The following is a 25,005-nucleotide window of genomic DNA, read 5'->3' as shown; positions in this document are numbered from 1 at the left end:
CCACGGCGGCCACGATGGCCGCCTTTCACTACCAGGACGCCGCAGCGTCGCCGCGCGTGACAACCTTCGGCAACTTTTCCGGATTCAACACGCTGTAGACATTGGCGATGCGGCCGTCGACCACTTCGATGGTGGTGACCGAGTGCAGGCGCTCGCCGTGGAAGCGCAGGATCGCCGGTTCGCCGTTGACATAGCCCAGCTGCGCCGGATGCGCCGCGCTGCGGCGGGCGATGGCCCAGAACAGGCGGCCGATGCGCTCGGCGCCCCGCAGCGGGCGGATCGCGGCGGTAACCACGCCGCCACCGTCGGAGACCAGCAGCGCGTTGGCGTGCAGCAGGGCCTGGATCGCCTCGCTGTCGCCGCGCTGCGAGGCGTCCATGAAGCGCGCCAGCAGCTGCCGGTGCTGGCTGGCATCGGCGTTGAAGCGCGGCCGTCCGGCGTGCAGGCGCTGCCGGGCACGGTGTACCAGTTGCCGGCAGTTGGCTTCGCTGTGGCCGATCAGCTCGGCGATTTCGCGGTAGTCGTGGTCAAAGGCCTCCTTCAGCAGGAACGCGGCGCGTTCCTCGGGGCCGAGCTGTTCGAGCAGGGTCAGGAAGGCGACCGAGACGTCGTCGGCCAGCGCATGCAGCTGCGCCGGGCCGGGCGCCGGGTCGGGCTCCAGGGTGACCGCCAGCGGCTCGGCCAGCCATGGGCCGACGTAGTGCACGCGCTCGCGCTTGGCCGCGCGCAGCCGGTCCAGGCCGAGCCGGGTGGTGGTGGTGACCAGCCAGGCTTCGGGGTCGCGGACGGCCGCCGGGTCGGCGCCGGACCAGCGCAGCCAGGCATCCTGGAGCACATCTTCGGCGTCGGCGCGGCTGCCAAGCAGGCGGTAGGCCAGGGCCATCAGGCGCGGGCGGTGGGTCTGGAAAGCGGTTTCGGCGTTCATGTGGGCAAGGACGCCGCAGTGGCGCGTGGCGTGACAGAGCGTCGGGGGAATCTTGCCGGCCAGCGGCCGGCACTACCACCCCGGGGCCGGGGGAGGGGGTAAAATGGGCGGATTACCCCCGCCAGCCTCGAGCAAGCGAGCAAGACGTGACATCGATCAAGCAGGAAGACCTCATCCAGTCCATCGCCGACGCGCTGCAGTACATCTCGTACTACCACCCGGTCGACTACATCAAGAACCTCGCCGCCGCTTACGAGCGCGAGGAGTCGCCGGCCGCGAAGGAAGCGATGGCCCAGATCCTGATCAATTCGCGGATGTGCGCCGAAGGCCACCGTCCGATCTGCCAGGACACCGGCATCGTCACCGTGTTCCTGGAAATCGGCATGGACGTGCGCTGGGACGACGCCACCATGGGCGTGGAAGACATGGCCAATGAAGGCGTGCGCCGTGCCTACATGCACCCGGACAACAAGCTGCGCGCTTCGGTGCTGGCTGATCCGGCCGGCAAGCGCATCAACACCAAGGACAACACCCCGGGCGTGGTCAACGTCAAGGTGGTGCCGGGCAACAAGGTCGACGTGATCGTCGCCGCCAAGGGCGGTGGTTCGGAAGCGAAGACCAAGTTCGCCATGCTCAACCCGTCCGACTCGATCGTCGACTGGGTGCTGAAGACCGTGCCGACCATGGGCGCCGGCTGGTGCCCGCCGGGCATGCTCGGCATCGGCATCGGTGGCACCGCCGAGAAGGCGATGCTGCTGGCCAAGGAAGCGCTGATGGAGCCGATCGACATCACCGAGCTGCAGGCCCGTGGTGCGTCCAACCGCATCGAAGAGCTGCGCCTGGAGCTGTACGAGAAGGTCAACGCGCTGGGCATCGGTGCGCAGGGCCTGGGTGGCCTGACCACCGTGCTCGACATCAAGATCAACGACTACCCGACCCACGCGGCCAACCTGCCGGTGGCGATGATCCCGAACTGCGCGGCCACCCGCCATGCGCACTTCACCCTCGATGGCAGCGGCCCGGTGATGCTGGACCCGCCGTCGCTGGAAGACTGGCCGAAGCTGACCTACGACGCATCCAAGGGCACCCGCGTGGACCTGGACACGATCACGCCGGAAGACGTGGCCAGCTGGAAGCCGGGCCAGACCCTGCTGCTCAACGGCAAGCTGCTGACCGGCCGCGATGCCGCGCACAAGCGCATGGTCGACATGCTCAACAAGGGCGAGGAACTGCCGGTTGATCTGAAGGGCCGCTTCATCTACTACGTTGGCCCGGTCGATCCGGTGCGCGACGAAGTGGTGGGCCCGGCCGGCCCGACCACCGCCACCCGCATGGACAAATTCACCGAGCAGGTGCTGGCACAGACCGGCCTGCTGGGCATGGTCGGCAAAGCCGAGCGCGGCCCGGCCGCGATCGAGGCGATCAAGAAGCACAAGTCGGCCTACCTGATGGCCGTCGGTGGCTCGGCCTACCTGGTGTCCAAGGCGATCAAGGCCGCCAAGGTGGTTGGTTTCGCTGACCTGGGCATGGAGGCGATCTACGAGTTCACCGTGCAGGACATGCCGGTGACCGTGGCAGTCGACTCCACCGGTGAATCGGTGCACAAGACCGGCCCGCGCGAATGGCAGGCCCGCATCGGCAAGATTCCGGTGGTGGTGGAGTAACTCCCCGCACGCTTCGGTCCAGACAACGGCGCCCGTGTGGCGCCGTTGTTGTATCCGGGGGGAGGATTAACGCGCCTGTAGCCCTTGCTCTGCTACGGTCGGCACACCCTCGCACAGGACGTGTCCATGGCCCTGCATCGATTCATCGTGGTAGGCATGCTGCTGGCGCTGGCCGGCTGCAACACCCCAGCGTCGTACGAAGGCGCGGATTTCCCTGCATCGGCGCAGTGCCGCGTGCAGTGCCAGGCCGGCTATCGCAGCTGCATGGCGCAGAATGACTCTCTCGGCAGCCGCCAGAGCAATTGCGAGCAGCGGATGGTGCCGGCGCCGGACAAGCGCTGCAAGGACGTGGACAACCCCGACCTGCGCCATGCCTGCGAACTGAAGACGCATGACTGTACGATGCGCGCGCCGATGATGTCCTGTGGCGAACGCCGGGATTCCTGCATGAGCAGCTGCGGCTGAGCAACGATCGTGCGCGCGGGCGCATAATCGGCTGATCCACCTGTACAGGATCTTCTGCATGAGCACCACGCTGTATGGTTCGACCAGTACCGCCGCGCTGGTGGTGCACTGGCTGCTGATCGAGCTGGGCATCGAGCATGAACTGGTGCTGCTGGATTTCGACGCGCGCGAGCACAAGTCGGCGGGGTACCTGGCGCTGAATCCGGCCGGTGTGGTGCCGACACTGCTGATCGATGGCCTGGTACTGACCGAAGCGGCGGCCATTGCGTTGTACCTGGCTGATCGCCATCCGGACGCCAACCTGCTGCCCGCGCTGGGCACGCCGCAGCGCGCCGATGCCTACCGCTGGATGTTCTGGTGTGCCAATACGCTGCAGCCGGCCTATCGAGCCTGGTTCTATCCACACGAAATGGCGGGCGAGGCGAACATCGAGGCCAGCCGCGGGATGGCACGGCAGCGCCTGGAAGCGGCCTGGCAGCATGTGGCCGCGCACCTGCATGCACATGGCCCCTGCCTGCTGGGCGCCACGCCCTGCGTGGTCGACTACATGCTGGTGATGCTGATGCGCTGGTCGCGCAACATGCCCAGGCCCACCGACACCTGGCCGGTACTGAAGGCGCACGCCACGTTGATGAAGGCGCGCCCGGCGTTCGCCGAGGTGTACCGCCGCGAAGGCATCACCGACTGGCTGTAAGCCAGCCGGGGAGGAGGGCGTCCGGGTAGAAGAGGGCGCTGGGGTAGAGTCGACTGTCAGTCGACTATCGCACGCAGTGCGGGCTTTTCCGCGGAGGCATATGAAGGGTGGGGAGGAAGTCGACTGACAGTCGACTTTGCCAACAGACTTCGCCGCCCCGTGGCCAAGGCGAGGCGGTGCGGGTTACAGGATCTCCAGCACTGTTTCCGGTGGACGGCACAGGCGTGTGCCCTTGTCCGTGCGCACCACGGGGCGGTTGATCAGTCGCGGGTGTTCGGCCATCGCGGCCAGCAGCGTGGCCTCGTCCGCACCTTCCAGGCGCAGTTCGGCGAACTGCGCCTCCTTGCTGCGCACCAGATCACGTGCGCTCAATCCTGATTCGGCCAGCACCTGGCGCAGCGTGGGCACGTCCGGCGGGCTGCCCAGGTAGTCGACCACCACCGGCTCGAAGCCGGCATCACGTATCAGCTTCAATGCGCCGCGCGAGTTGCTGCAGGCCGGGTTGTGCCAGATCGTCACGGGCATCAGAACCACTCCAGCAGCGACACGCCCACGCCCACGTAGGTGGCCTTGTGGTTGTAGTCGATCAGGCTTTCGCCGTAACCGTCGAACACCTGCACATGCCCGCGCAGCAGGTTGCTGATCGGGAAGCCGTAATCCAGCTGCAGGGCACCGTGCGAGCGGCTGCCGGTGCGCAGCGAATGGCGCGCCATCAGCGAGACTTCGTGGCCGTTGCGGTTCCAGGTCAGGGTCGCATCACCGCGGCCCATGTAATCCTCGATGTCCGGGTTGTTGTCGTCGCTGCGGGTCTCGGGAATGCGGTACCAGGGGCGCAGCACCAGCGCCCAGTTCTCGCTGTCCAGGCCGATGTTGAGCATCACCCGGTTCCAGCTGCGCGAAAGCGGGTCGGCGCGGCCGTTGGATTGGTGGTTCAGCGCGATGCCGGTCATGCGCCCGCGCCAGCCACCGATCGAGTAGCCGTTGCGGAACACCATCATCACTTCCGGCTCGTAATTGGTTTCGCGGAACGGGCGCGAATCCTCGCCGTTGTAGGCCTGCCAGCGCGAGCTCTGGGTGTAGCCGGCCCAGATGTCGCCGTTGTCGCCGAACAGGTTCTCGGCGATCTTGGTCTTGAAACTGATCTGGAACTTCAGCTCGGCACTGTCCAGCACCTGCGGCGTGGTGACCGTGTTGGCCGGGTTCGGCGAATGCGGCGTGGTGTTGCGATCGCTGGTCCAGAACGCCGGCAGCAGGTACACCGGCTTGTAGGCGCGCAGCTGGAAGGGGCCCAGCTTGGAGTCCTCGGCCAGTTCCCAGCGGCTGTCCAGCAGCGAACCGCGGCCAGCATTGGCCAGTGCGCTGTCAGGGGCTGCTGGACGGAACAGATCGCTGACCCGCTCGCGCAGCTTCTCTTCGCCCTGGCTCACGCGTGCAGTCTGGCGTTCTTCGCGACGGGCCTGCGCGGCCGCCTCGGCCGCAGCGTCGGCCTCGGCAGTGGCCTGCGGGGTACGGCCGAACTGGCGGTCATAACAGGCCAGGCGGGCAGCATCGGTGGTAATCGCCGCGCACGCGGCCGGCGAGGCTTCGGCGCTGGGCGCGAACTCCTGCGCGGCCAGCGGCGCACTGGCCAGGGCCAGCGCCAGCGGCGCGAGACGGGGAAGCAGCGGAGACAGGGTCATTGCAGCAGGCCCTTAGGTGAATACGGGAATCGCACAGTGTGGCGGCTGCACCGGTTCACGGCCAGCCCCCCACGGTTTATGCACGGGCACCGCGTGCGCGCGGCGTGAAGGCAGTGCGGGTTACAGGAACCAGGCGAAGGCGAACAGGCCGAGCATCGCGATCACCACGGCCAGTTTCAGCGCCAAGCCGAGCAGGATACCGAGCCAGGTGGCCAGGCCTACCTTGGTCGAGCGCCCCAGTTCGCGGGTGTGCCAGTACTCGCCGGCCAGGGCGCCGATCAGGGGGCCTGCAAAGAGGCCGATCGGCATGAAGAACAGGCCGACGATGCTGCCGACGAACGTACCCCACAGCGCCTTGCGGCTGGCACCGACCCGCTGCGCACCCACCACCGTGGCCAGCACGTCCACCAGCAGCGAGAGGACGGTCAGTACGCCCAGCGCGACCAGGGTCGGCCAGCCGACGTGGGTGAAGCCGTCCGCCCAGGCCGCCAGCAGCAGTCCGATGAACACCAGCGGGATGCCGGGCAGGGCCGGCAGGATGATTCCGGCGATGCCGACAAGGACAAAAATGACCGCTAGCAGATATAAGATGAATGAGAGTCCCATGCTGTCCCGTATGGTCGCCGTTTTGGGGTTGACAGTGAAAGATTTTGCCAGTTGCTTTTTCGTTTTGGGCGGGTTAAGTTGCAGTCGCTGAGCTTGGCAAGGTCACCGTGGATCGTGGCCTGATGAAGCAAGATCTTCCCGATCCGCTGCATCGATGCACCTCGCTTCCCCCTTGCTTGTCAGCCGCCCACCAGGCGTTTCCAACAACAAGAGAGAGTCACCAGGGAGTTAGTGAGATGTCTGATCGCGAGACCGGTACCGTCAAGTGGTTCAACGATGCAAAGGGCTTCGGCTTCATCAGCCGTGAAAACGGCGAAGACGTGTTCGTGCACTTCCGTGCCATCCAGACCCAGGGCTTCAAGAGCCTGAAGGAAGGCCAGAAGGTCACCTTCACCGTCGTGCAGGGCCAGAAGGGCCTGCAGGCCGACGCCGTGCAGCCGACCTGATCGCGCTGCAAGCCGTCACATGAAAAAGGCCCGCGCAAGCGGGCCTTTTTCTTTGCCGCCGGCCCGGCGCAGGTCAGCGCAGGATGACCTTGCCGTTGACCACGCGCACGTAGGTGTTTTCGCGGATGCCGCCGAGGTCGCGCTGGTTGACCACGATGGTGCGGCCATCGTCCATGCGTACGCTGATGTCGTAGGTATCACTGGTCACGTTCTTCTGGATCTGGTTGCCGGCCAGCGCGCCACCGACCGCGCCTGCGGCCGCAGCGATGTTCTTGTTGCCACGGCTGCCACCGGTGTGATCGGAGATCTCATGGCCGGCCACGGCACCGACGATGCCGCCGAGGATGGCGCCGGTCGCGCTGGGCGCGGTGCGGCCCGACGGCACGGTGTTGATGCGGGTGACGATGCCACAGTCAGCGCAACGGCCCTGGTTGTAACCGCCGTTGTTGCCGTAGCCACCATTGTTGTAGCCGTTGTTGTAACCACCGCCACCGTAGCCGGGCGAGGTGGCACAGCCAGCCAGGGCGAGGGTAGCGATGGCGCTGGCGGCAATGAGCTGGATCTTCATGGAGCGTCTCCTGGCCGTGAAGGCGGGTGTGTTGGGTGGTACTGCGTCATGCAGCAGGGTGGACGAATCCTCTCCTTTCGAACGTGAACAAGGTGCCAACCAGGCGTGCCTTGCCCGGCTACAGGATGAATGCGCGTCAGCGGAAGTCCTGGTGGCAGGCGCGGCAGTCGGCCTGCACGGTTTCCACGACCTTGGCCAGGGCGGTGCAGTCACTGGGCGGAGCCGCCAATGCGGCGTTGAGGTTGCCGCGCAGCTGGCTGGCGTGCTGCTGGAACCGGCCGTTGTCCTTCAGCCCGGGAAAGGCCAGGTCGAGGTCGTTGGACAGAAGGCGCAGGGCCTGCAGCCGCGGCACGCTGTCGGCCAGGCTGCAGCGGTTCTGCTGCTGGGCCTGCTGCAGCAGCTGCGATTGCCGCTGCATCACCTGCATCAGGCTGTCCGGGAACGGGTCGCGGCGGGCCTGCAGGGCGCGGCCGACCATGACCGTGGCGACCAGGCCGATCAGCAGGCCCAGGCACAGCACGAACAGGTACCGCTGGGCAGTGGACGGGCGGCGGGGCGGGCTGACGTTCATGGCGGGCTCTCCGGGCGTGCAACGGTGGGTTCGATGCCGGCGCGCTGTAGGCACTGGCGCCTGCACGTTAAAATAGCCGCATGAACGAACAGGTCAAACAACGCTTCGCCGGCATCGAACGGCTGTATGGCGTAGGTGCGCTCGAGCGCCTGCAGGGCAGCCGCGTGGCGGTGGTGGGCATGGGCGGGGTCGGCTCGTGGGTGGTGGAAGCGCTGGCGCGTTCGGCGGTCGGCCACCTGACCCTGATCGACGCCGATGACATCTGCGTGTCCAACACCAACCGGCAGCTGCCGGCGATGGAAGGCAACTACGGACGCAACAAGGCCGAGGCGATGGCCGAGCGTTGCCGTGCGATCAATCCGGACATCGAGGTCGATGCCGTGCAGGCATTCCTGACCGTGTCGAACATGGCCGAGTTGCTGGACCGTGGCTTCGACCTGGTGATCGATGCCTGCGACAGCTTCCGGGTGAAGGTCGAGACGATCGCCTGGTGCCGCCGCCGCAAGCTGCCGCTGCTGACCGTGGGGGCTGCCGGTGGTCGCACCGATCCGACCCTGGTGCGCATCCGCGATGTCTCGCGCACCGAGCACGACGCCATGCTGGCGCTGATCCGCAAGAAGCTGCGCAGCGAGTTCAATTTCCCGAAGAATGCCAAGCGCTATTTTGGCGTACCGGCGGTGTACTCGCTGGAAAACGTGAAGTATCCGCAGGCCGATGGCAGCGTCTGCGGCATACGCCCGAACCTCGGTGCGGATGCTGCATTGAAACTGGACTGTGGCGCAGGCCTCGGTGCGGCAACCCACATCACCGGTGCCTTCGCCTTCGCGGCGGTCGGCAAGGCGCTTGAATTGCTGCTGGAGCCGAAGAAGGTGAAGGCCGAAGTGGTCGAGTCCAGCGAGGGGTGATGGATCGTGCCGGCCAGCGGCCGGCACCTACCCGTTACATTGCTGGCAGCGCGAACAGGCGCCGCGCATTCTCCGTCGTGGCCTGGGCCACCGCGTCCAGCTCCATCCCGCGCAGTGCAGCCACATGGCGGGCGATGACTGCCAGTCGCGCTGGTTCGTTGCGCTGGCCGCGGATGCCGGCGTCAGGCTGGTCGGGCGCGTCGGTCTCCAGCAGCAGCTGTTCCAGCGGCATCCCGCGCACCAGGCGCTGCAGCCGTTGCGCGCGATCGTAGGTCAGCGGACCACCGAGACCGAGCAGGAAGCCTTGCCGGTGCAGTTGCGCGGCCTGTTCCGGGCTGCCGGAAAAGCTGTGCACCACGCCGCGCAGGCCGCCGACGCGACGGATCGCGGCAATGACCGCATCCACCGCGCGTCGCGCATGCACGATCACCGGCAGCTCGAACTCGCGGGCCAGTTGCAGCTGGCCGATGAAGTACGCCTGTTGCGCCTCTGCATCCAGTCCCTCGACGAAGAAGTCCAGCCCGCATTCGCCGATCGCGCACGGGCGTTCGCGAACGATCCATTCGCGCAGCAGCGGCAGATGGTCGGGCCGGTGCTCGGCCAGGAACATCGGATGCAGGCCGTAGGCCGGGTACAGCCCCGGTGCCTGCCGGCAGACCTCGCGCAGCTTCGGCCAGCTGGCGGCCGTGACGGCCGGTACCACCTGCTCGCGCACGCCCGCGGCGCCTGCGCGCTCGATCACCGCCGTGCGGTCAGCATCGAATTCACTGGCATCCAGATGGCAGTGGCTGTCGACCAGCGGGATCAACGCTGTTCCAGCGGCGGCGGGGCCTGGACTGTATTGCGGCTCTTCCAGTTGGCCAGCAGCAGGGTGCCGAAGCCCAGTACCAGCTCGTCGACGAACGGAATCGGGTCGGGAATGAACAGGGTCAGCACGAACAGGCCGGCGGTCAGCTTGAACAGGGTGGGGTAGCGCAGCCGGCGGGCCCATTGCAGTACCGGCAGCAGCATCGGGTTGGCCATGGCGTGGATCCTCGTGGGGAATATGCAAACGCTACCACGGGCCCAGCATTTCCCGATGCTGAATGGGTTACAGGAATGAGCAGGAAATGTGGAGATTCCGTTCAGGCAGTGCATGCTGCAATCTGGGCCGAGAACGTTGCGGATGGTCCGCAAGGAGCAGGTCATGAAAAGCACAACTACAACTGTCCTGGTCGCAGCGGGCGCGCTGCTGGTCGGTGGCATCGCCACCGCCGCCTTCATGAAGAGCGGCGACAAGTCGCCTGATTCCATCAGCGCCGGAACCCCCAACGGTGAATCGCGGCTGGTTGACGGCAATGCCGTTGACGATGGCGCGCGTGGTGACAAGCTCGACCCGTCTGCACCGCGCGGGCTGGAATACGCCGACGTGCTGAAGGTCGACCCGATCACCGAGAAGCAGAAGGCCTACGCCACCGTGATCGGCACCGATCCCGTGCGCGAGACCTCCACCACCCAGACCCCGCACGAGGTCTGCCAGGACGTGACCGTGCAGGAGCGCTTGCCGGAGCGTGACGGCAACGTCGGCGGCACCGTGGTCGGCGCGGTGGTCGGCGGCCTGCTCGGCAACCAGGTCGGCGGTGGCAACGGCAAGAAGGCCGCGACCGCAGCCGGTGCCGTGGCCGGTGGCTTCATCGGCAACCAGATCGACAAGCGCCACGTGGGTGGCCGCGTGGTCAACCGTACCGAGCGCCAGTGCCACACCGAGACCGCCACCTCCGAGTCGAGCCGTGTTACCGGCTACAACGTGACCTACCGCAACGAGGACGGCACCACCGGCACCATGCGCATGGCCAGCAAGCCGGGCAACCGCATCGCCATGGGCACCAATGACGTGGTGAAGGGCTACAACGTGACCTACCGCTACGACGGCGCCGAGAAGACCGTGCGCATGGACAACAAGCCGGCCAGCGATCGCCTGCCGGTGGTCGATGGCCAGCTGGTCACGCAGACCGCTGCTGCCAGCGCCACTGCGGCCACGCGCCAGTAATCCAGAATACGTGCTGTACCCGACGGGCCGGCGCATGCCGGCCCGTTTCGTTGTGAGCGCGGGCATTCATCCGTGTGGAGGCGGAATCCACCATCATGGTGGCCCCTTCGACATGGAGTCGGCATGAGCATCTTCGACCTGCGCCTGGAAACCGAGCGCCTGATCCTGCGTCCGCTGCTGCGCGAGGACTACGAACCCTATCTGGCGTTCTGCGCCGACGAGGAAACGATGCGCACCCTCGGTGGCGTGCAGCCGCCTTCGGTAGCCTGGCGCGGCTTCTGCAGCCTGGCTGGCGCCTGGCAGCTGTTCGGCTTCTCGATGTTCAGCGTGATCGAAAAATCCAGCGGGGACTGGATCGGGCGGATGGGCCCCTGGCAACCGCAGGACTGGCCGGGTACCGAGGTCGGCTGGGGCATCCGCCGCGCCAGCTGGGGCCGGGGCTATGCGCCGGAAGCGGCGGTCGCGGCGATCGACTGGGCCTTCGACACGCTGGGTTGGCACGAGGTGATCGATACCATCGCCGAGAACAATGACAACTCGCGGGCGGTCGCGCGCAAGCTGGGCAGCACGTTGCTGCGGATGGGCGAACTGCCGCCGCCGTACAACGACAAACCGATGCAGATCTGGGGCCAGTCGCGCGAACAGTGGCGGCAGCGTGCGCGCTGAACGTGACCCGGTAGTGCCGGGCGCTGGCCGGCAACCTCGCTGCAGCAGGATTCGTGCGATTGCCGGCCAGCGGCCGGCACTACCGGGGTGCCATGCTGCATCCGCGCTTGGCATTCCCTGGCGCACTTGCCAGACTGCACGCAGCCGGCCGCCGGCCGGATCCGATGGAGCAGGCAATGGTGGAAGAGCGCGTCCCGCTGACGGTGCATGGCATGTCGGTCTCGGGCAATTGCCACAAGGTCCGGCTGCTGCTTGAGCAGCTCGGCAGCCGTTACCGCTGGGTGGAAGTGGACAGTGCCCATGGTCAGACCCACACGCCCGAATTCCTGGCGCTCAACCCGAATGCCAAGGTGCCGCTGATCGTCCGCGACGACGGCCGCGTGCTGACCGAATCCAACGCGATCCTGTTCTGGCTGGCCGAAGGCACGCCCTACCTGCCCAGCGATGGCTGGGAGCGTGCGCAGGCGTTGAGCTGGATGTTCTTCGAGCAGTACACGCACGAGCCGTGCGTGGCGGTAGCGCGCTTCATCCGGGGCTGGACGGCGCCCGACTCGCCACGCCGTGCCGAACTGCCACGCCTGCACGAGCGTGCCGCCACCGCGTTGGCGGTGATGGAGCAGCACCTGCGCGAAGCGCAGTGGTTCACCGGCAGCGGATACGGCATTGCCGATATCGCCCTGTTTGCCTATACCGATGTGGCGGGCGAGGGCGGCATCAGCCTGGAGCCGTTCCCGGAAGTTCGCGCCTGGCTGCAGCGGGTGCGTGCGCAGCCGCGCTTCCTGCCGATGCCGGCGGTGACCGCCGAGGTGCGCTCGCGCTTCGAGGCGGCTTGATGCCCACAGGGTAGCGCCCGGTATTGCCGGGCGGAACGCAACAACGACACGGAGGGTGTTCGATGTTCGCTGTGGTTCCGGATCCGATTCCCGCGCGCATGCGGGGGCTCAACCGCGCCGAGGTGTGCGACGTCAATTTCCTTGAGGCGGTGCGCGGGTGGCGCGGGACGCCGCGCCCGCGACCCGCGGCAGATGCTCCGATCCTGCCGGGCAGTACGCTCACCGCTGCCGCCTTCGATGAACTGTTCGACTCGCAGCTGGCCAGCCGCCAGCTGGACCTGATGGCGCGCGTGCTGCGCGTGCAGAACAAGGTCTTCTACACCATTGGTTCGTCCGGCCATGAAGGCAACGCGCTGCTGGCGCGGGCCTGCCGGTACACCGATCCTGCCTTCCTGCACTATCGTTCCGGCGCCTTCATGGCCGAGCGTTCGCGGCAGGTGCCGGGCATCGACCCGCTGCGCGATGCGGCACTGTCCTTCGCCGCCAGCGCGGATGATCCGGCCAGCGGTGGCCGCCACAAGGTGTGGGGCACCAAGCCATTGTGGGTGCTGCCGCAGACCTCGACGATTGCGTCGCACCTGCCCAAGGCGCTGGGTACCGCGCTGGCCATCGAGAGTGGCAAGCGGCTGGGGCAGGCGCTGCCCATTCCCACCGACAGCATCGTGCTGTGCTCGTTCGGCGATGCGTCGGCCAACCACGCCACCGCGCAGACCGCCTTCAATACCGCGATGTGGTCGGCCTACCAGAAACTGCCGGCGCCGATCCTGTTCGTCTGCGAGGACAACGGCCTGGGCATCTCGGTGAAGACCCCCGATGGCTGGATCGCCGAGCGCTTCAGCCACCAGCCGGGGCTGGACTATTTCTTTGCCGATGGCCTCGACCTGGCCACCGGGCACGCCCAGGTGCAGGCGGCGGTGGAACACTGCCGGCGCACGCGGCGGCCGACCTTCCTGCATCTGCGCACCACGCGCCTGATGGGCCATGCCGGCACCGACTTTGAAGTGGAATGGCGCGCGCTGCCGGAGCTGTGCGCGGCCGAGGCGCAGGATCCGCTGCTGCGCTCGGCGCAGATCGCGCTGGAATCAGGCTGGATGGATGCGGCCGCCATCGAAGTGGCCTACGAAACGATGCGCGCGCGCTGCATGGCCGCTGCCGCCGATGCCGAAGGCAGTGCGAAGCTGGAGTCGCTGCGGGAGGTGATGGCGCCGCTGGCACCGTACACCCCTGCAGCGGTGCAGGCCGAAGCGCAGCGCGAGGTCGCTGCCGAAGCACGCGGGGCACTCTATGGCGGTGCCGAGGCATTGCCGGAACGACAGGCGCCGCGGCATCTCGCAATCCAGATCAATCATGGTCTGCAGGAGCTGCTGGCCAAGTATCCGCAGAGCCTGCTGTTCGGCGAGGACGTGGCGCAGAAGGGCGGTGTCTACACCGTCACCAAGGATCTGCTGCGCCGCTTCGGGCCGCGCCGGGTGTTCAACACCCTGCTGGACGAGACCATGATCCTGGGCATGGCGCAGGGCCTGGCCAACATGGGCATGCTGCCGATCCCGGAGATCCAGTACCTGGCCTACCTGCACAACGCCATCGACCAGCTGCGTGGCGAAGCCTGTTCGCTGCAGTTCTTCTCCAACGACCAGTACCGCAACCCGATGCTGGTGCGGGTGGCCGGGCTGGGCTACCAGAAGGGTTTCGGCGGCCATTTCCACAACGACAACTCGGTCACCGCCCTGCGCGACATCCCCGGGCTGGTGGTCGGCTGCCCATCGCGCGGCGACGACGCGGTGATGATGCTGCGCACGCTGGCGGCGCTGGCCCGGGTGGATGGGCGCGTGGCGGTGTTCCTGGAGCCGATCGCGCTGTACATGAGCAAGGACCTGCATGAGCCGGGCGATGGCCAGTGGCTGTTCGACTACCCGGCCCAGGGCCGGGCACTGGTGCCGGGCGAAGGCCGTGTTTACGGGCCGGAGGCTGGCGACCTGGTGGTCTACACCTACGGCAATGGCGTGCCGATGGCGCTGCGCGCAGCGCGGGCCATCGAACAGCAACTGGGCTGGCAGGTACGGGTGGTCGACCTGCGCTGGCTGGTGCCGCTGGATGCCGGCTTCATCGCCAGCCAGGCCGCCAGCGCACGGCGCGTGCTGGTGCTGGACGAGGGCCGCCACAGTGGAGGGGTGGGCGAGGGTGTGGTCACCGCACTGGTCGAGGCCGGTTTCGGCCACCTGCCGCTGCGCCGGGTCTGCGGCGCCGATACCTATACCCCGCTGGCAGGGGCAGCAATGTTCGGGCTTCCAAGCGACAATGCGGTGATTGGCGCCGCCCTTGAACTGGCGCAGGAACCTTGATGCATGTGTGGATTGGCGGGAATGTTGTTGCCGGCGCCGGTGGCGTCGGCCGAGGTGCTGCAGGCGCAGGTCCTGGCCATGGGCGAGGCGCTGCACCACCGCGGGCCGGATGATGGCGGCAGCTGGGTCGATGCCGGGGCAGGCATCGCGCTGGCGCACCGTCGGCTGAGCATTCTCGATCTGTCGCCGCTGGGCCACCAGCCGATGGCCTCGTCCGATGGCCGCTACGTGATGGCCTATAACGGCGAGGTCTACAACTTCGCCGCCCTGCGTGCCGAACTGGAGCCGCTGGGGCATGCTTTCCGTGGCCATTCCGACACCGAAGTGCTGCTCGCGGCGATCCTGCAGTGGGGCATGGAAGAAACCCTGCAGCGTTGCAACGGCATGTTCGCCATCGCGCTGTGGGACCGCCAGGCGCAGTGCCTGTGGCTGGCACGCGACCGCGTTGGCAAGAAGCCGCTGTACTACGGCTGGGCCGGTGACACCCTGGTGTTCGGTTCCGAACTGAAAGCGCTGTGGCAGCACCCGGCGTTCGACAACGACATCGACCGCGACGCGCTGACCCTGTTGCTGCGGTTGGATTACATTCCGGCCCCGCACAGCATCCACCAGCGCTGCTACAAGCTGATGCCCGGCCGCATGCTGCGCCTGGACGCCGAAGCCGTGGCGGCGGGTGCATCGGCGCATCGCCCGGAGCAGGCGCAGCGCCCGTACTGGGATGCGCGTGCACGCATGCAGGCGGCACTGGCTGCGCCGTTCCAGGGCCGCATCGAGGAAGCAGAGGAGCAGCTGGACGGGCTGCTGCGCGACGCGGTGGCGCTGCGCATGGTGGCCGACGTGCCGGTGGGCGTGTTCCTGTCCGGCGGTACCGATTCGTCGCTGGTGGCGGCGCTGATGCAGGCGCAGAGCGGGCAGCCGGTGCACAGCTTCAGCATCGGCTTCACCGATTCGGGCCACGACGAGGCACCGCTGGCCAGGGAACTGGCCACGCATCTGGGCTGCGACCACACCGAGCTCTACGTCAGCGGCGCGGATGCACTGGCGGTCGTGCCGCAGCTGCCGGCAATGTTCGACGAACCCTTTGCCGATGCCTCGCAGGTGCCGACCGCGCTGGTCGCCCGGCTGGCGCGGCAGGGCGTGACCGTGGCGTTGTCTGGCGACGGCGGTGATGAGCTGTTCTTCGGCTATACCCGCTACGTGCGCGCGCTGCGCAACTGGCAGATGCTGGGCCGCGTGCCGGGCCCGCTGCGACGCTGGATGGGCGCGCGCGCGCAGCACCAGGGCGAGGCCTCGCGGACCGGCGGACTGGCCGCGCTGTTGGCCGAGTCCGGCGCGCGAGGCATTGGCGACGTGTACCGCAACCGCATCTCGCGCTGGCGCGACCCCGCCGCGGCAGTGCCCGGCGCACAGGCCGCCGGCAGCTTCTACGACCTGGCCGATCCGCTGCACGGTGCCGGCACGCCGGCCGACGCGATGATGCTGGCCGATTACGTGACCTACCTGCCGGATGACCTGCTCTGCAAGGTCGACCGCACCTCGATGGCGGTCAGCCTGGAGGCACGTGCGCCGCTGCTGGACTGGCGCGTGGCCGAGTTCGCCTGGTCGCTGCCGCTGGGCTTCAAGCGCAGCGAAACCACCAGCAAGGTGCTGCTCAAGCGCGTGCTTGGCCGCTACGTGCCGCAGTCGATGGTGCACCGGCCCAAGCGCGGGTTCGGCGCGCCGGTCAGCGACTGGCTGAAGGGCGACCTGCGGCCGTGGGCCGAGGATCTGTTGCAGCCGGCGCGCCTGGAGCGCGAAGGCGTGCTGTCGGCGGCGGCGGTGCAGCCGCTGTGGCAGCAGTTCCTGGGCGGCCAGCGCAAGTGGCATACCCACCTGTGGAACGTGCTGATGTTCCAGGCCTGGCAGGCGCATTGGCGGCAGGTGCGGGCCCGCGTGACCGGGGGCTGATCTTCACCGGACGGCACGGGCCCGGCGTCTAGGCTGGGCCTCCCGCACCGTGAGGAGTATGTCCCTATGTCCGTCCCCACCATCGCTGTGTTCGTCGGCAGCCTGCGCAAGGATTCCTGCAACCGCAAGCTGGCCCATGCGCTGGAGAAGATCGCTGGCGACCGCGCGCGCTTCCAGTACGTGCAGATTGGTGATCTACCGCTGTACGACCAGGATTTCGATGGCCAGTACCCGCCTCAGGGCACCCGGCTGAAGGATCAGGTGCGCGCCGCCGACGCGGTGCTGTTCGTGACCCCCGAATACAACCGGTCGGTGCCGGGCGTGCTGAAGAACGCCATCGACGTCGGCTCGCGCCCCTACGGTGACAGTGCGTTTGCCGGCAAGCCGGCGGCGGTGATCGGCGCCTCCATCGGCCAGATCGGCACCGCCGTGGCCCAGCAGCACCTGCGCAACAGCCTGGCCTTCCTGGACATGCACGTGCTCGGCCAGCCCGAGGCGTTCATCCATTTCAAGGACGGCCTGATCGACGCCGACGGCACGATCCACAACGAGGGCACGCAGAAATTCCTGCAGGGCTACGTGGACCGGTTCCTGGCACTGATCGCGGTGCATGTGAAGGGCGACTGAGACCGATGGGGTAGCAGCAGCCAGGCCGCGGATCGGATCCCGGCGCGCAGCGGCGGGCCCTGGCCCCACGTTCCGCTGAGCATCGGAGCCCTTGCGCTGCACGGAATCCGACCCTGGCCGCCTGATCTGCGATAATGACCCACCCGGGCGCCGCAACGGCGCCCGTCGCAGGCACTGCGACGCCCCCGCGCCAGAGTGGCCAGGCACTGGCGGATATCCCCCGTTTCTCCACGGCTTATCCACAGGCTTGTCCATGGCTGCCGGGGTCGGCGCATGCCTACACTCGTCCGGCCCACTTTTGCAGGAAACACCGCAGCATGTCCGCTCGTTCCGGCTTCCGTTCCAACCGCAGAGAGCGCGGTGATGGCTTTGATCGTGATCGCGATGAATCGCGTATCGACCAGTTGCGCGTTCCGCCGCATTCGGTGGAAGCCGAGCAGGCGGTGCTGGGTGGCCTGATGCTGGCGCCGGAGGCCTACGACCGGGTCAACGACCAGCTGACCGAGGGCGATTTCTACCGCCGCGATCACCAGATGATCTACCGCGCGATCCGTGAGCTGTCCGAGCGCGAGCGGCCGTTCGACGCGGTGACCCTGGGCGAGTGGTTCGAATCACAGGGCAAGCTGGAACTGGTGGGCGATGGTGCCTACCTGATCGAGCTGGCGAGCACCACGCCGTCGGCGGCCAACATCGTGGCCTATGCCGAGATCGTGCGTGACAAGGCCGTGCTGCGGCAGCTGATCCAGGTCGGCACCGACATCGTCAACGATGGCTTCCAGCCTGAGGGCCGTGACAGCAGTGAGCTGCTGGCCTCTGCGGAGAAGAGCGTGTTCGCCATCGCTGAACAGGGTGCACGCGGCCGTACCGACTTCGTGGCGATGCCTGGCGCGCTGAAGGATGCCTTCGAGGAACTGCGCAACCGCTTCGAGAACGGCGGCAACATCACCGGCCTGCCGACCGGCTACAACGACTTCGATGCGATGACTGCCGGCCTGCAGCCGACCGACCTGATCATCCTCGCCGCGCGCCCGGCCATGGGCAAGACGACTTTTGCACTGAACATCGCCGAGTACGCGGCGATCAAGTCGAAGAAGGGCGTGGCGGTGTTCTCGATGGAAATGTCGGCCTCGCAGCTGGCGATGCGCCTGATCTCCTCCAACGGCCGCATCAACGCGCAGCGCCTGCGTACCGGCCAGCTGGAAGATGAAGACTGGAGCCGTGTCACCAGCGCGATCAAGATGCTGAAGGAAACCAAGATCTTCATCGACGATACGCCGGGCGTGTCGCCGGAAGTGCTGCGTTCCAAGTGCCGCCGCCTCAAGCGCGAGCACGACCTGGGCCTGGTGGTGATCGACTACCTGCAGCTGATGAGCGTGCCGGGCAACAGTGAAAACCGCGCCACCGAAATCTCGGAGATCTCGCGTTCGCTGAAGGGCCTGGCCAAGGAACTGCACGTGCCGGTGATCGCGCTGTCGCAGCTCAACCGCTCGCTGGAAACACGTACCGACAAGCGCCCGGTGATGGCCGACCTTCGCGAATCGGGCGCAATCGAGCAGGACGCGGACATGATCGTGTTCATCTACCGCGACGATTACTACAACAAGGAAAATTCGCCGGACAAGGGCCTGGCCGAAATCATCATCGGCAAGCACCGTGGTGGCCCGACCGGATCGTGCAAGCTGAAGTTCTTCGGTGAGTACACCCGCTTCGACAACCTGGCCCACGACTCGGTCGGCTCATTCGAATAACCGTAGTGCCGGCCGCTGGCCGGCAACCACCCCACGGCTTGCAAACCATTCAGAACGCCAATCTTCCGTACGTGGCGTGTAAATGACATGTAACGCGAGGCTTCTACGATTCCGCCGCTGCTGCTCTTCGACGCCGCCCTTCGGCGTCCAGCGTGCCCAAGGAATCCGCCTCCATGCCGTCCCACGCTCCGCTTCGCCGCAATCTGCTGGCCCTGCTGGTCTGTGCTTCGCTGCCGTCGCTGGCTGTCGCTGAAACCGCCCCCGCGACCGACGCGCAGTCGGCCACGACCCTCGATTCGATCTCGGTGATCGGCCGCGGCGAAGCCCGCCAGGTGCAGCGCGTGACCGCCGAGGACATGAAGGTCCTGCCGCCCGGTGCCAACCCGCTGAAGCTGCTGGCGGCCAAGCCGGGCGTGCATTTCGAATCTGCCGATGCCACCGGCGCCTACGAATGGTCCACCAGCATCAGCCTGCGTGGCTTCAACCAGAATCGCCTGGGCTACACCCTCGATGGCATCCCGCTGGGCAACATGGCCTACGGCAACAGCAACGGCCTGCACATCAGCCGCGCGGTGATCAGCGAGAACCTGGGCGGTGCGGAGGTCTCCACCGGCATTGGTGCGCTGGGTACGCCGTCCACCAGCAACCTCGGCGGCGTGTTCCAGTTCTACTCGATCGATCCGTCCACCGAATATGGGGTCGTGCTGGCACAGAGCTTCGGCAGCGACAATGCGCGCCGCAGCTATGCGCGCCTCGATACCGGCGACCACCAGGGCTTTGCCGCTTACCTGTCCGGCGTGTATTCCGAAGGCGACAAGTGGAAGGGCAAGGGCTCGCAGGAACTGAAGCAGTTCAACGGCAAGGCCACCTACAACTTCGGCACGGACAGCAGGATCACCGCGCTGTTCAACGCTTCGCGCCGCGTCGAGGCCGACTACCAGGACCTGTCGCTGGAGATGATCGATCGCCTCGGCTGGGACTGGGACAACTACGCGCCGGACTGGGATCGCGCGGTGGCTGCTGCACGCGGAAAGTACAGTGGTGGCGTCAACAGCCCGTGGGACGCCTATTACTCCGGTCACGGCCTGCGCAATGACGATGTGTCCAGCATTGCCGGTGATTTCGGCCTGAACGAATCGATGCGCCTGAAGGTCAACGTCTACAACCACAGCAACCGTGGCCAGGGCCACTGGTTCAGCCCGTCCAATCCGTCCAACCCGGGCACCAGCCGTGAGATCCCGATCTCGATCCGCACCACCGAGTATGCGATCGACCGCACCGGCGTGACCTCGGCGTTCACCTGGAACGTGGCGGGCCACGAACTGGAGGCGGGCCTGTGGTACGAAGACAACGGCCACAGCGTGCAGCGCAACTTCTACTACATCGACGGCCCGATCACCGACGACTTCTTCCTGCGCAATCCGGACCAGCGCGTGTGGCACCAGCGCTACACCACCATCACCCGCCAGTTCTACGTGCAGGACCGCTTCCGCCTGTTCGGTGACCGCCTGACCATCGATATCGGCGCGAAGTCGCCGCACACCCGCACCCGCGTGCGCACGCCGCTGGGCAGCTATGCCAACAACAGCAGCCTGACCTCGAAGAAGGGCCTGCTCCCGCAGGCGGGCTTCAACTTCAAGCTCAACGAGGGCAACGAGATCTTCGGCTCGTTCGCCAAGAACGTGGCCGCCTACGCGCTGGGCGTGGGCAGCCCGTTCAACGTGCCGCAGGCCGCCTTCGATGCCAGCGCGAAGAACCTGAAGCCGGAACAGTCGCGCACCATCGAGCTGGGCTGGCGCGGCTACGGCCAGGGCTATGAAGCCTCGGTAGCGGTGTACGACGTCAAGTTCGACAACCGTCTGCTGGCCATCGCGCAGTGCGTGGGCATCCTCGGTTGCCCGGCGTTGTTCTCCAACGTCGGTTCGGTAACCAGCCGCGGCGCCGAGGCGACCCTGCAGCTGAAGCCGATGCAGGACCTGACCTGGTCCAACGCGCTGTCGTGGAATGACAGCACCTACGACAACGACTACGTCAACAACGGCGTGGTGCCGACCCGCGGCAAGAAGACCGTTGACACCCCCGAATGGATGTTCGCCAGCACCCTGGCCTGGACCCCGGGCCCGTGGGACCTGCGCCTGGCCGCCAACCATGTCGGCAAGCGTTACGTGACCTATACCAACGACGTGTCGGTGCCCAGCTACTGGCTGGTCAACGCTTCGGTGGCCTACGACTTCGGCAAGCTCGGCCCGGCGCAGAACCTGACCGTGGCGCTGAACCTGACCAACCTGACCGACAAGCGCTACCTGTCCTCGATCAACACCAACGGCACCTACGCCGCCGACCCGACCCGCAGCCTGGCGACCATGCAGGTTGGCGCGCCGCGGCAGGTGATGGCCACCGCCACCGTGCACTTCTGATGCGCGGCCCCGTCGATCCGGAAAGCCGTCGTCGCCTGTTGCGCATGGCGTGGCAGGGCACGGGGGCGGCGATCGCACTGGCGGCGATGCCGGGGCTGGCCACGGCCGGCCCACGCCCGCGGTTGGGGCGTGATCCGTTCACCCTGGGCGTCGCCGCCGGCGATCCGGATGCACAGGGAGCCGTACTGTGGACGCGTCTGGCGCCGGACCCGCTCAACGGCGGCGGCATGCCATCACGGGCGGTGCCGGTGCGCTGGTTCGTGGCCGAAGACCCGGGCATGCGCCGGCTGGTGCAGCGTGGCGTCGCCGCGGCGGTGCCCGAGCTGGCGCATTCGGTGCACGTGGAGGTCAATGGCCTGCGTCCAGGCCGCGACTACTACTACCGTTTTGCCTGCGACGGTGACGAGGAAAGCGCGGTCGGCCACTTCCGCACCGCGCCGCTGCCCGACACGCAGCTGCAGCAGCTGCGGCTGGCCCTGTGCACCTGCCAGGCCTGGAACAGTGGCTACTACCCGGTGCTGCGCGATATCGCGAAGAGTGATGTCGACCTGGCGCTGCATGCCGGTGACTACCTGTACGAGTACAGCCCACTGCAGAACGCGCGCGGATGCACGCTGGATGCGGAACGCTTCAGTGGCGAGACCGTCAGCCTGGAGCGCTACCGCGACCAGTACGCGCTGTACAAGCTCGATCCCGATCTGCAGGCCGCGCACGCCGCCCACGCGTTCGCGGTGATCTGGGACGACCACGAAGTGCAGAACGATTACTCCGGCATCCATCCGGAGAAGCCCGGCGTCTCGACGGAGGACTTCATCGTTCGCCGGGCGGCGGCCTACCGCGCGTTCTACGAACACCTGCCGATGCGTAGTACGCCTGCGGGCAACGGTGGCCTGCGCGTGCATCGGCGCCTGCGTTACGGCGATCTGGCACAGCTTGTGCTGCTCGACTGCCGCCAGTTCCGTCCGGCCAATCCCTGCGGGGTGGGCGAGTCGCCGCGCTGCGACGCTGCGTTGGATCCACGCATTAGCATGCTGGGCGTGGGCCAGGAAGCCTGGTTCGCGCAGTCGATGGCGGCCGCACGCGGCACGCGCTGGAACGTGGTGGTGCAGCAGCTGCTGATGGCGCAGCTGCGGCTGGACGGCGGCACGGCGCGCGAGCGCTTCTGGAACGATGCCTGGGACGGCTATCCCGCCGCACGCAAGCGATTGCTGCAGGCGATGCAGGCAGGCGGGCAGGGCAATGCCATCGTGCTCGGTGGTGACTGGCATTCCACTTTCGTCAACGACCTGAAGCTGGATTTCGACGCGGCCAGCGCGCCGATCGTGGCCACCGAATTCATCGCCCCGGCGATCAGCAGTGGCGGAGACGACACACCGTACGGGCCGTACTATGGGCCGTCGATAGCGCAGAACCCGCACATCCGCTATTTCGACGGTGACCGCCGCGGCTGGTGGAAGCTGCAGCTGAACCGGCAGACCGTGGATGCGGAGCTGCGCTTCGCCGACAGCGTGCTGCGCGCGGATGCGCCGGTGCGCACTGCGGCGCGCTTCCAGGTCACCCACGGCCGCCCGGGCGCAGTGCTGGTGTGAATCCGTTCGGTCGTGCCGGCCGCTGGCCGGCAACCTGATCAATCTTCGGCTTCCCCACCACCGGATTCATCGCCCCGAGCCGGGTTTCGTCGCAAACCGTTTGCGGGCGGCCAGAGCGGGGCGCCAAGGTGTCCGCAGGCGGCAAGGTGCCGCCACAAGGAGACCGTGATGAAGACCCTGTTCGCGCTCGTCGTGTGGTGCCTGCTGTTCGTGCTGTGCTGGCCGCTGGCGATCCTCGCCCTGATCGCCTGGCCGTTCGTGTGGCTGCTGAGCCTGCCGTTCCGCCTGGTCGGCATCACCTTCTCGGCGCTGTTTGCGTTCCTGCGCGCGCTGTTCATGCTGCCCGCGCGCCTGCTCGGCGGCGGCCCGGTGGCGGCATGAGGGCTGTGTTGCTGGTCGCGCTGGCATTGCTCGCGGGGCCGGCACTGGCCACACAGGTGCCGCCGTCCGCATGGCTGGAACGCCAGCAGACCGCCGCTGCCGATGAGGCGGATGCTGCAGCGGCCAAGGCGGTCAAACCCAAGGAGCGCTGCCGGGTGGTGAAGGAGTGGAAGGCCGGTGAAACCGTGGCCCAGCACCGCATCTGTGACGATCCGCCGAAGAAGCCGGCTGGAAAGGTGTAGAACCGAGCCCACGCTCGGCTTCACCCTCCGCGGCTGCCGACCGGAGAGCCGAGCATGGGCTTGGCTCTGCAGGAAAACGGGCAACAAAAAACCCCGCCGAAGCGGGGTTTTTCGTCTGCAGGTGAGTGCCGACCAACGGTCGGCACCTGCCATGATGCCGATCAGTTCGCCTTGTGGATGGCGCGCTTGCTGACCGCCATCGCCGCGTCGTGGATCACTTCCGACAGCGACGGGTGGGCGTGGCAGATGCGGGCCAGGTCATCGGCCGAGCCACTGAACTCCATGGTCAGCACGCCTTCGTGCACCAGTTCGGAGACGTTGGCGCCGACCAGGTGCATGCCGAGGATGCGATCGGTTTCGGCATGGGCCAGGATCTTCACGAAGCCCGCCGGCTCGATCATCGCCACGGCACGGCCGTTGGCGGCGAACGGGAAGCTGCCGGCCTTGTACGGGATGCCTTCGGCCTTCAGCTGGGCTTCGGTCTTGCCGACCCACGCCAGTTCCGGCTCGGTGTAGATGACCCACGGGATGGTGTCGAAGTTGACGTGGCCCGGCAGGCCGGCGATCAGCTCAGCCACCGCGATGCCTTCCTCGAAGCCCTTGTGCGCCAGCATCGGGCCGCGCACGCAGTCGCCCACCGCCCACACGCCGTTGACGCCGGTGTGGCAGTGCGCGTCGACTTCGATCTGGCCGCGCTCGTTGATCTTGACGCCGGTGCCTTCGGCCAGCAGGCCCTTGGTGGCCGCGCGACGGCCAACGGCCACCAGCAGCTTGTCCACGGTCAGGGTCTTTTCGCCTTCAGCGTCGGTGTAGGTGACGATGACTTCCTTCTTCTTGCCCTTGCCGGTGATCTCGGTCTTGGAAACCTTGGCATTGAGCTTGATGTCCAGGCCCTGCTTCTTGAATTCCTTGGCAGCGGTCTTGGCCACTTCGGCGTCGGCAGCCGCCAGGAACTCCGGCATGGCTTCGAGGATGGTGACTTCCGCGCCCAGGCGCTTCCACACGCTGCCCAGTTCCAGGCCGATGACGCCGGCGCCGATCACCGCCAGGCGGTTCGGCACTTCGGTGAAGTCCAGGCCGCCGACGTTGTCGACGATGGTCTCGCCGTCGAACTTGGCGAACGGCAGTTCGATCGAATCCGAACCGGCCGCGATGATGACGTTGGTGCCCTTCAGCTCGACGATGGAACCGTCATGCTGGGTGACCTTGACCACGTTGCCCGGCTGCAGTTCGCCAAAACCATAATAGGCAGCGACCTTGTTGGCCTTGAACAGCATGCCGATGCCGCCGGTGAACTGCTTGACGATCTTGTCCTTGCGGCCAACCATCGCCTCGACGTCGATCTTGGCATCCTTGAAGCTGATGCCATGGTCGCCAAAGATGTGGCCCATGTTCCAGAACTGGCGCGAGGAATCCAGCAGCGCCTTGGACGGGATGCAGCCCACGCGCAGGCAGGTGCCGCCGAGGGCCGGCTTGCCGTCCTTGCCCAGCGCCGCGTCGATGCAGGCGGTCTTCAGGCCCAGCTGGGCCGCGCGGATGGCAGCGTGGTAACCGGCCGGGCCGGCACCGATGACGACGACGTCGAATTGTTCAGCCATTGAATTATTCCTTGATGCATTACCAGAACCCCTCCGCGCAGGCGCGGAGGGGCGGGAGGTGTC

Annotated in this window: 25 protein-coding genes; 16 read left to right on the top strand and 9 right to left on the bottom strand. The window is 67.0% G+C overall.

Features of this window, described 5'->3' with window-relative positions:
- Positions 1-28 precede the first annotated feature (28 nt).
- On the bottom strand, positions 29-925 hold the full coding sequence (locus AC5P60_RS07780) for an RNA polymerase sigma-70 factor (protein WP_033832917.1): 897 nt from the start codon (positions 923-925) through the stop codon (positions 29-31).
- 146 nt (positions 926-1,071) lie between these two features.
- On the opposite strand from AC5P60_RS07780, the gene AC5P60_RS07775 reads away from it, so the two are divergent.
- From AC5P60_RS07775 to AC5P60_RS07765, 3 genes are all read left to right on the top strand, one after another.
- Complete coding sequence (locus tag AC5P60_RS07775; protein ID WP_033832916.1) at positions 1,072-2,589, top strand: fumarate hydratase; 1,518 nt, start codon at positions 1,072-1,074, stop codon at positions 2,587-2,589.
- A 126-nt stretch (positions 2,590-2,715) separates the two neighbouring features.
- Entirely contained in the window at positions 2,716-3,054 is a 339-nt protein-coding gene (locus AC5P60_RS07770) for a hypothetical protein (protein ID WP_005410295.1), read from the top strand.
- Positions 3,055-3,112: 58 nt separating this feature from the next.
- Positions 3,113-3,748, top strand: a complete 636-nt coding sequence (locus AC5P60_RS07765) for a glutathione S-transferase family protein (RefSeq protein ID WP_164208606.1) — start codon at positions 3,113-3,115, stop codon at positions 3,746-3,748.
- Positions 3,749-3,931: 183 nt separating this feature from the next.
- Here AC5P60_RS07765 and arsC read toward each other — a convergent pair whose 3' ends face one another.
- The 3 genes from arsC to AC5P60_RS07750 all read right to left on the bottom strand — a co-directional run bounded on the left by arsC (position 3,932) and on the right by AC5P60_RS07750 (position 6,033).
- On the bottom strand, positions 3,932-4,273 hold the full coding sequence (arsC, locus tag AC5P60_RS07760; RefSeq protein WP_049402266.1) for an arsenate reductase (glutaredoxin): 342 nt from the start codon (positions 4,271-4,273) through the stop codon (positions 3,932-3,934).
- Positions 4,273-5,427, bottom strand: a complete 1,155-nt coding sequence (locus AC5P60_RS07755; protein WP_483693337.1) for a phospholipase A — start codon at positions 5,425-5,427, stop codon at positions 4,273-4,275. The genes arsC and AC5P60_RS07755 overlap by 1 nt, the downstream gene beginning before the upstream one ends.
- 120 nt (positions 5,428-5,547) lie before the next feature.
- The gene (locus AC5P60_RS07750) at positions 5,548-6,033 is read right to left on the bottom strand and encodes a DUF456 domain-containing protein (RefSeq protein WP_033835435.1); all 486 of its coding nucleotides are present in this window, start codon (positions 6,031-6,033) and stop codon (positions 5,548-5,550) included.
- Between the two features lie 236 nt (positions 6,034-6,269).
- Here AC5P60_RS07750 and AC5P60_RS07745 point away from each other — a divergent pair, with 236 nt between their 5' ends.
- Positions 6,270-6,479, top strand: coding sequence for a cold-shock protein (locus AC5P60_RS07745; RefSeq protein WP_005410290.1), 210 nt, complete (start codon positions 6,270-6,272; stop codon positions 6,477-6,479).
- 73 nt (positions 6,480-6,552) lie between these two features.
- Here AC5P60_RS07745 and AC5P60_RS07740 read toward each other — a convergent pair whose 3' ends face one another.
- Together AC5P60_RS07740 and AC5P60_RS07735 are read right to left on the bottom strand one after the other, a co-directional pair.
- Entirely contained in the window at positions 6,553-7,047 is a 495-nt protein-coding gene (locus tag AC5P60_RS07740) for a glycine zipper 2TM domain-containing protein (RefSeq protein WP_005410289.1), read from the bottom strand.
- A 136-nt stretch (positions 7,048-7,183) separates the two neighbouring features.
- On the bottom strand, positions 7,184-7,618 hold the full coding sequence (locus tag AC5P60_RS07735; protein ID WP_483693338.1) for a hypothetical protein: 435 nt from the start codon (positions 7,616-7,618) through the stop codon (positions 7,184-7,186).
- Between the two features lie 80 nt (positions 7,619-7,698).
- On the opposite strand from AC5P60_RS07735, the gene AC5P60_RS07730 reads away from it, so the two are divergent.
- Entirely contained in the window at positions 7,699-8,523 is an 825-nt protein-coding gene (locus AC5P60_RS07730) for a tRNA threonylcarbamoyladenosine dehydratase (protein WP_322534832.1), read from the top strand.
- 34 nt (positions 8,524-8,557) lie between these two features.
- On the opposite strand, the gene AC5P60_RS07725 is transcribed toward AC5P60_RS07730, so the two are convergent.
- Both AC5P60_RS07725 and AC5P60_RS07720 read right to left on the bottom strand, forming a co-directional pair.
- On the bottom strand, positions 8,558-9,331 hold the full coding sequence (locus AC5P60_RS07725) for a TatD family hydrolase (protein ID WP_080353398.1): 774 nt from the start codon (positions 9,329-9,331) through the stop codon (positions 8,558-8,560).
- Positions 9,328-9,546 (bottom strand): DUF6116 family protein, encoded by a 219-nt coding sequence (locus AC5P60_RS07720; RefSeq protein WP_288418792.1) that lies wholly within the window; start codon positions 9,544-9,546, stop codon positions 9,328-9,330. Before AC5P60_RS07720 ends, AC5P60_RS07725 begins: the two co-directional genes overlap by 4 nt.
- A gap of 163 nt (positions 9,547-9,709) precedes the next feature.
- On the opposite strand from AC5P60_RS07720, the gene AC5P60_RS07715 reads away from it, so the two are divergent.
- From AC5P60_RS07715 to AC5P60_RS07665, 11 genes are all read left to right on the top strand, one after another.
- Complete coding sequence (locus AC5P60_RS07715) at positions 9,710-10,552, top strand: glycine zipper 2TM domain-containing protein (RefSeq protein WP_049452171.1); 843 nt, start codon at positions 9,710-9,712, stop codon at positions 10,550-10,552.
- A 123-nt stretch (positions 10,553-10,675) separates the two neighbouring features.
- Positions 10,676-11,218: a GNAT family N-acetyltransferase gene (locus AC5P60_RS07710; protein ID WP_495201721.1), complete on the top strand. Its 543-nt coding sequence runs from the start codon at positions 10,676-10,678 to the stop codon at positions 11,216-11,218.
- 176 nt (positions 11,219-11,394) lie between these two features.
- The gene (locus AC5P60_RS07705; protein ID WP_005410282.1) at positions 11,395-12,051 is read left to right on the top strand and encodes a glutathione S-transferase family protein; all 657 of its coding nucleotides are present in this window, start codon (positions 11,395-11,397) and stop codon (positions 12,049-12,051) included.
- A gap of 62 nt (positions 12,052-12,113) precedes the next feature.
- Entirely contained in the window at positions 12,114-14,393 is a 2,280-nt protein-coding gene (locus tag AC5P60_RS07700) for a transketolase C-terminal domain-containing protein (protein ID WP_483693340.1), read from the top strand.
- A gap of 3 nt (positions 14,394-14,396) precedes the next feature.
- On the top strand, positions 14,397-16,340 hold the full coding sequence (asnB, locus tag AC5P60_RS07695) for an asparagine synthase (glutamine-hydrolyzing) (protein WP_024956651.1): 1,944 nt from the start codon (positions 14,397-14,399) through the stop codon (positions 16,338-16,340).
- 66 nt (positions 16,341-16,406) lie between these two features.
- Positions 16,407-16,967: an NADPH-dependent FMN reductase gene (locus AC5P60_RS07690; protein ID WP_024956652.1), complete on the top strand. Its 561-nt coding sequence runs from the start codon at positions 16,407-16,409 to the stop codon at positions 16,965-16,967.
- A gap of 317 nt (positions 16,968-17,284) precedes the next feature.
- Positions 17,285-18,715: a replicative DNA helicase gene (locus AC5P60_RS07685; RefSeq protein WP_005410278.1), complete on the top strand. Its 1,431-nt coding sequence runs from the start codon at positions 17,285-17,287 to the stop codon at positions 18,713-18,715.
- Positions 18,716-18,888: 173 nt separating this feature from the next.
- Positions 18,889-21,132, top strand: a complete 2,244-nt coding sequence (locus AC5P60_RS07680; RefSeq protein ID WP_049452166.1) for a TonB-dependent receptor family protein — start codon at positions 18,889-18,891, stop codon at positions 21,130-21,132.
- The gene (locus tag AC5P60_RS07675) at positions 21,132-22,721 is read left to right on the top strand and encodes an alkaline phosphatase D family protein (protein ID WP_483693341.1); all 1,590 of its coding nucleotides are present in this window, start codon (positions 21,132-21,134) and stop codon (positions 22,719-22,721) included. Before AC5P60_RS07680 ends, AC5P60_RS07675 begins: the two co-directional genes overlap by 1 nt.
- A gap of 168 nt (positions 22,722-22,889) precedes the next feature.
- Positions 22,890-23,102: a hypothetical protein gene (locus AC5P60_RS07670; RefSeq protein WP_483693342.1), complete on the top strand. Its 213-nt coding sequence runs from the start codon at positions 22,890-22,892 to the stop codon at positions 23,100-23,102.
- Positions 23,099-23,344, top strand: coding sequence for a hypothetical protein (locus AC5P60_RS07665; RefSeq protein WP_033835429.1), 246 nt, complete (start codon positions 23,099-23,101; stop codon positions 23,342-23,344). Before AC5P60_RS07670 ends, AC5P60_RS07665 begins: the two co-directional genes overlap by 4 nt.
- Positions 23,345-23,505: 161 nt before the next feature.
- Here AC5P60_RS07665 and lpdA read toward each other — a convergent pair whose 3' ends face one another.
- Complete coding sequence (gene lpdA, locus AC5P60_RS07660; RefSeq protein WP_005410273.1) at positions 23,506-24,942, bottom strand: dihydrolipoyl dehydrogenase; 1,437 nt, start codon at positions 24,940-24,942, stop codon at positions 23,506-23,508.
- Positions 24,943-25,005: the final 63 nt, after the last annotated feature.

The organism is Stenotrophomonas sp. YJH_SMC_120 (assembly GCF_059368675.1).
Note: the sequence above shows the minus strand (reverse complement) of the source record. Positions and strands in the feature narration are given on the sequence as shown.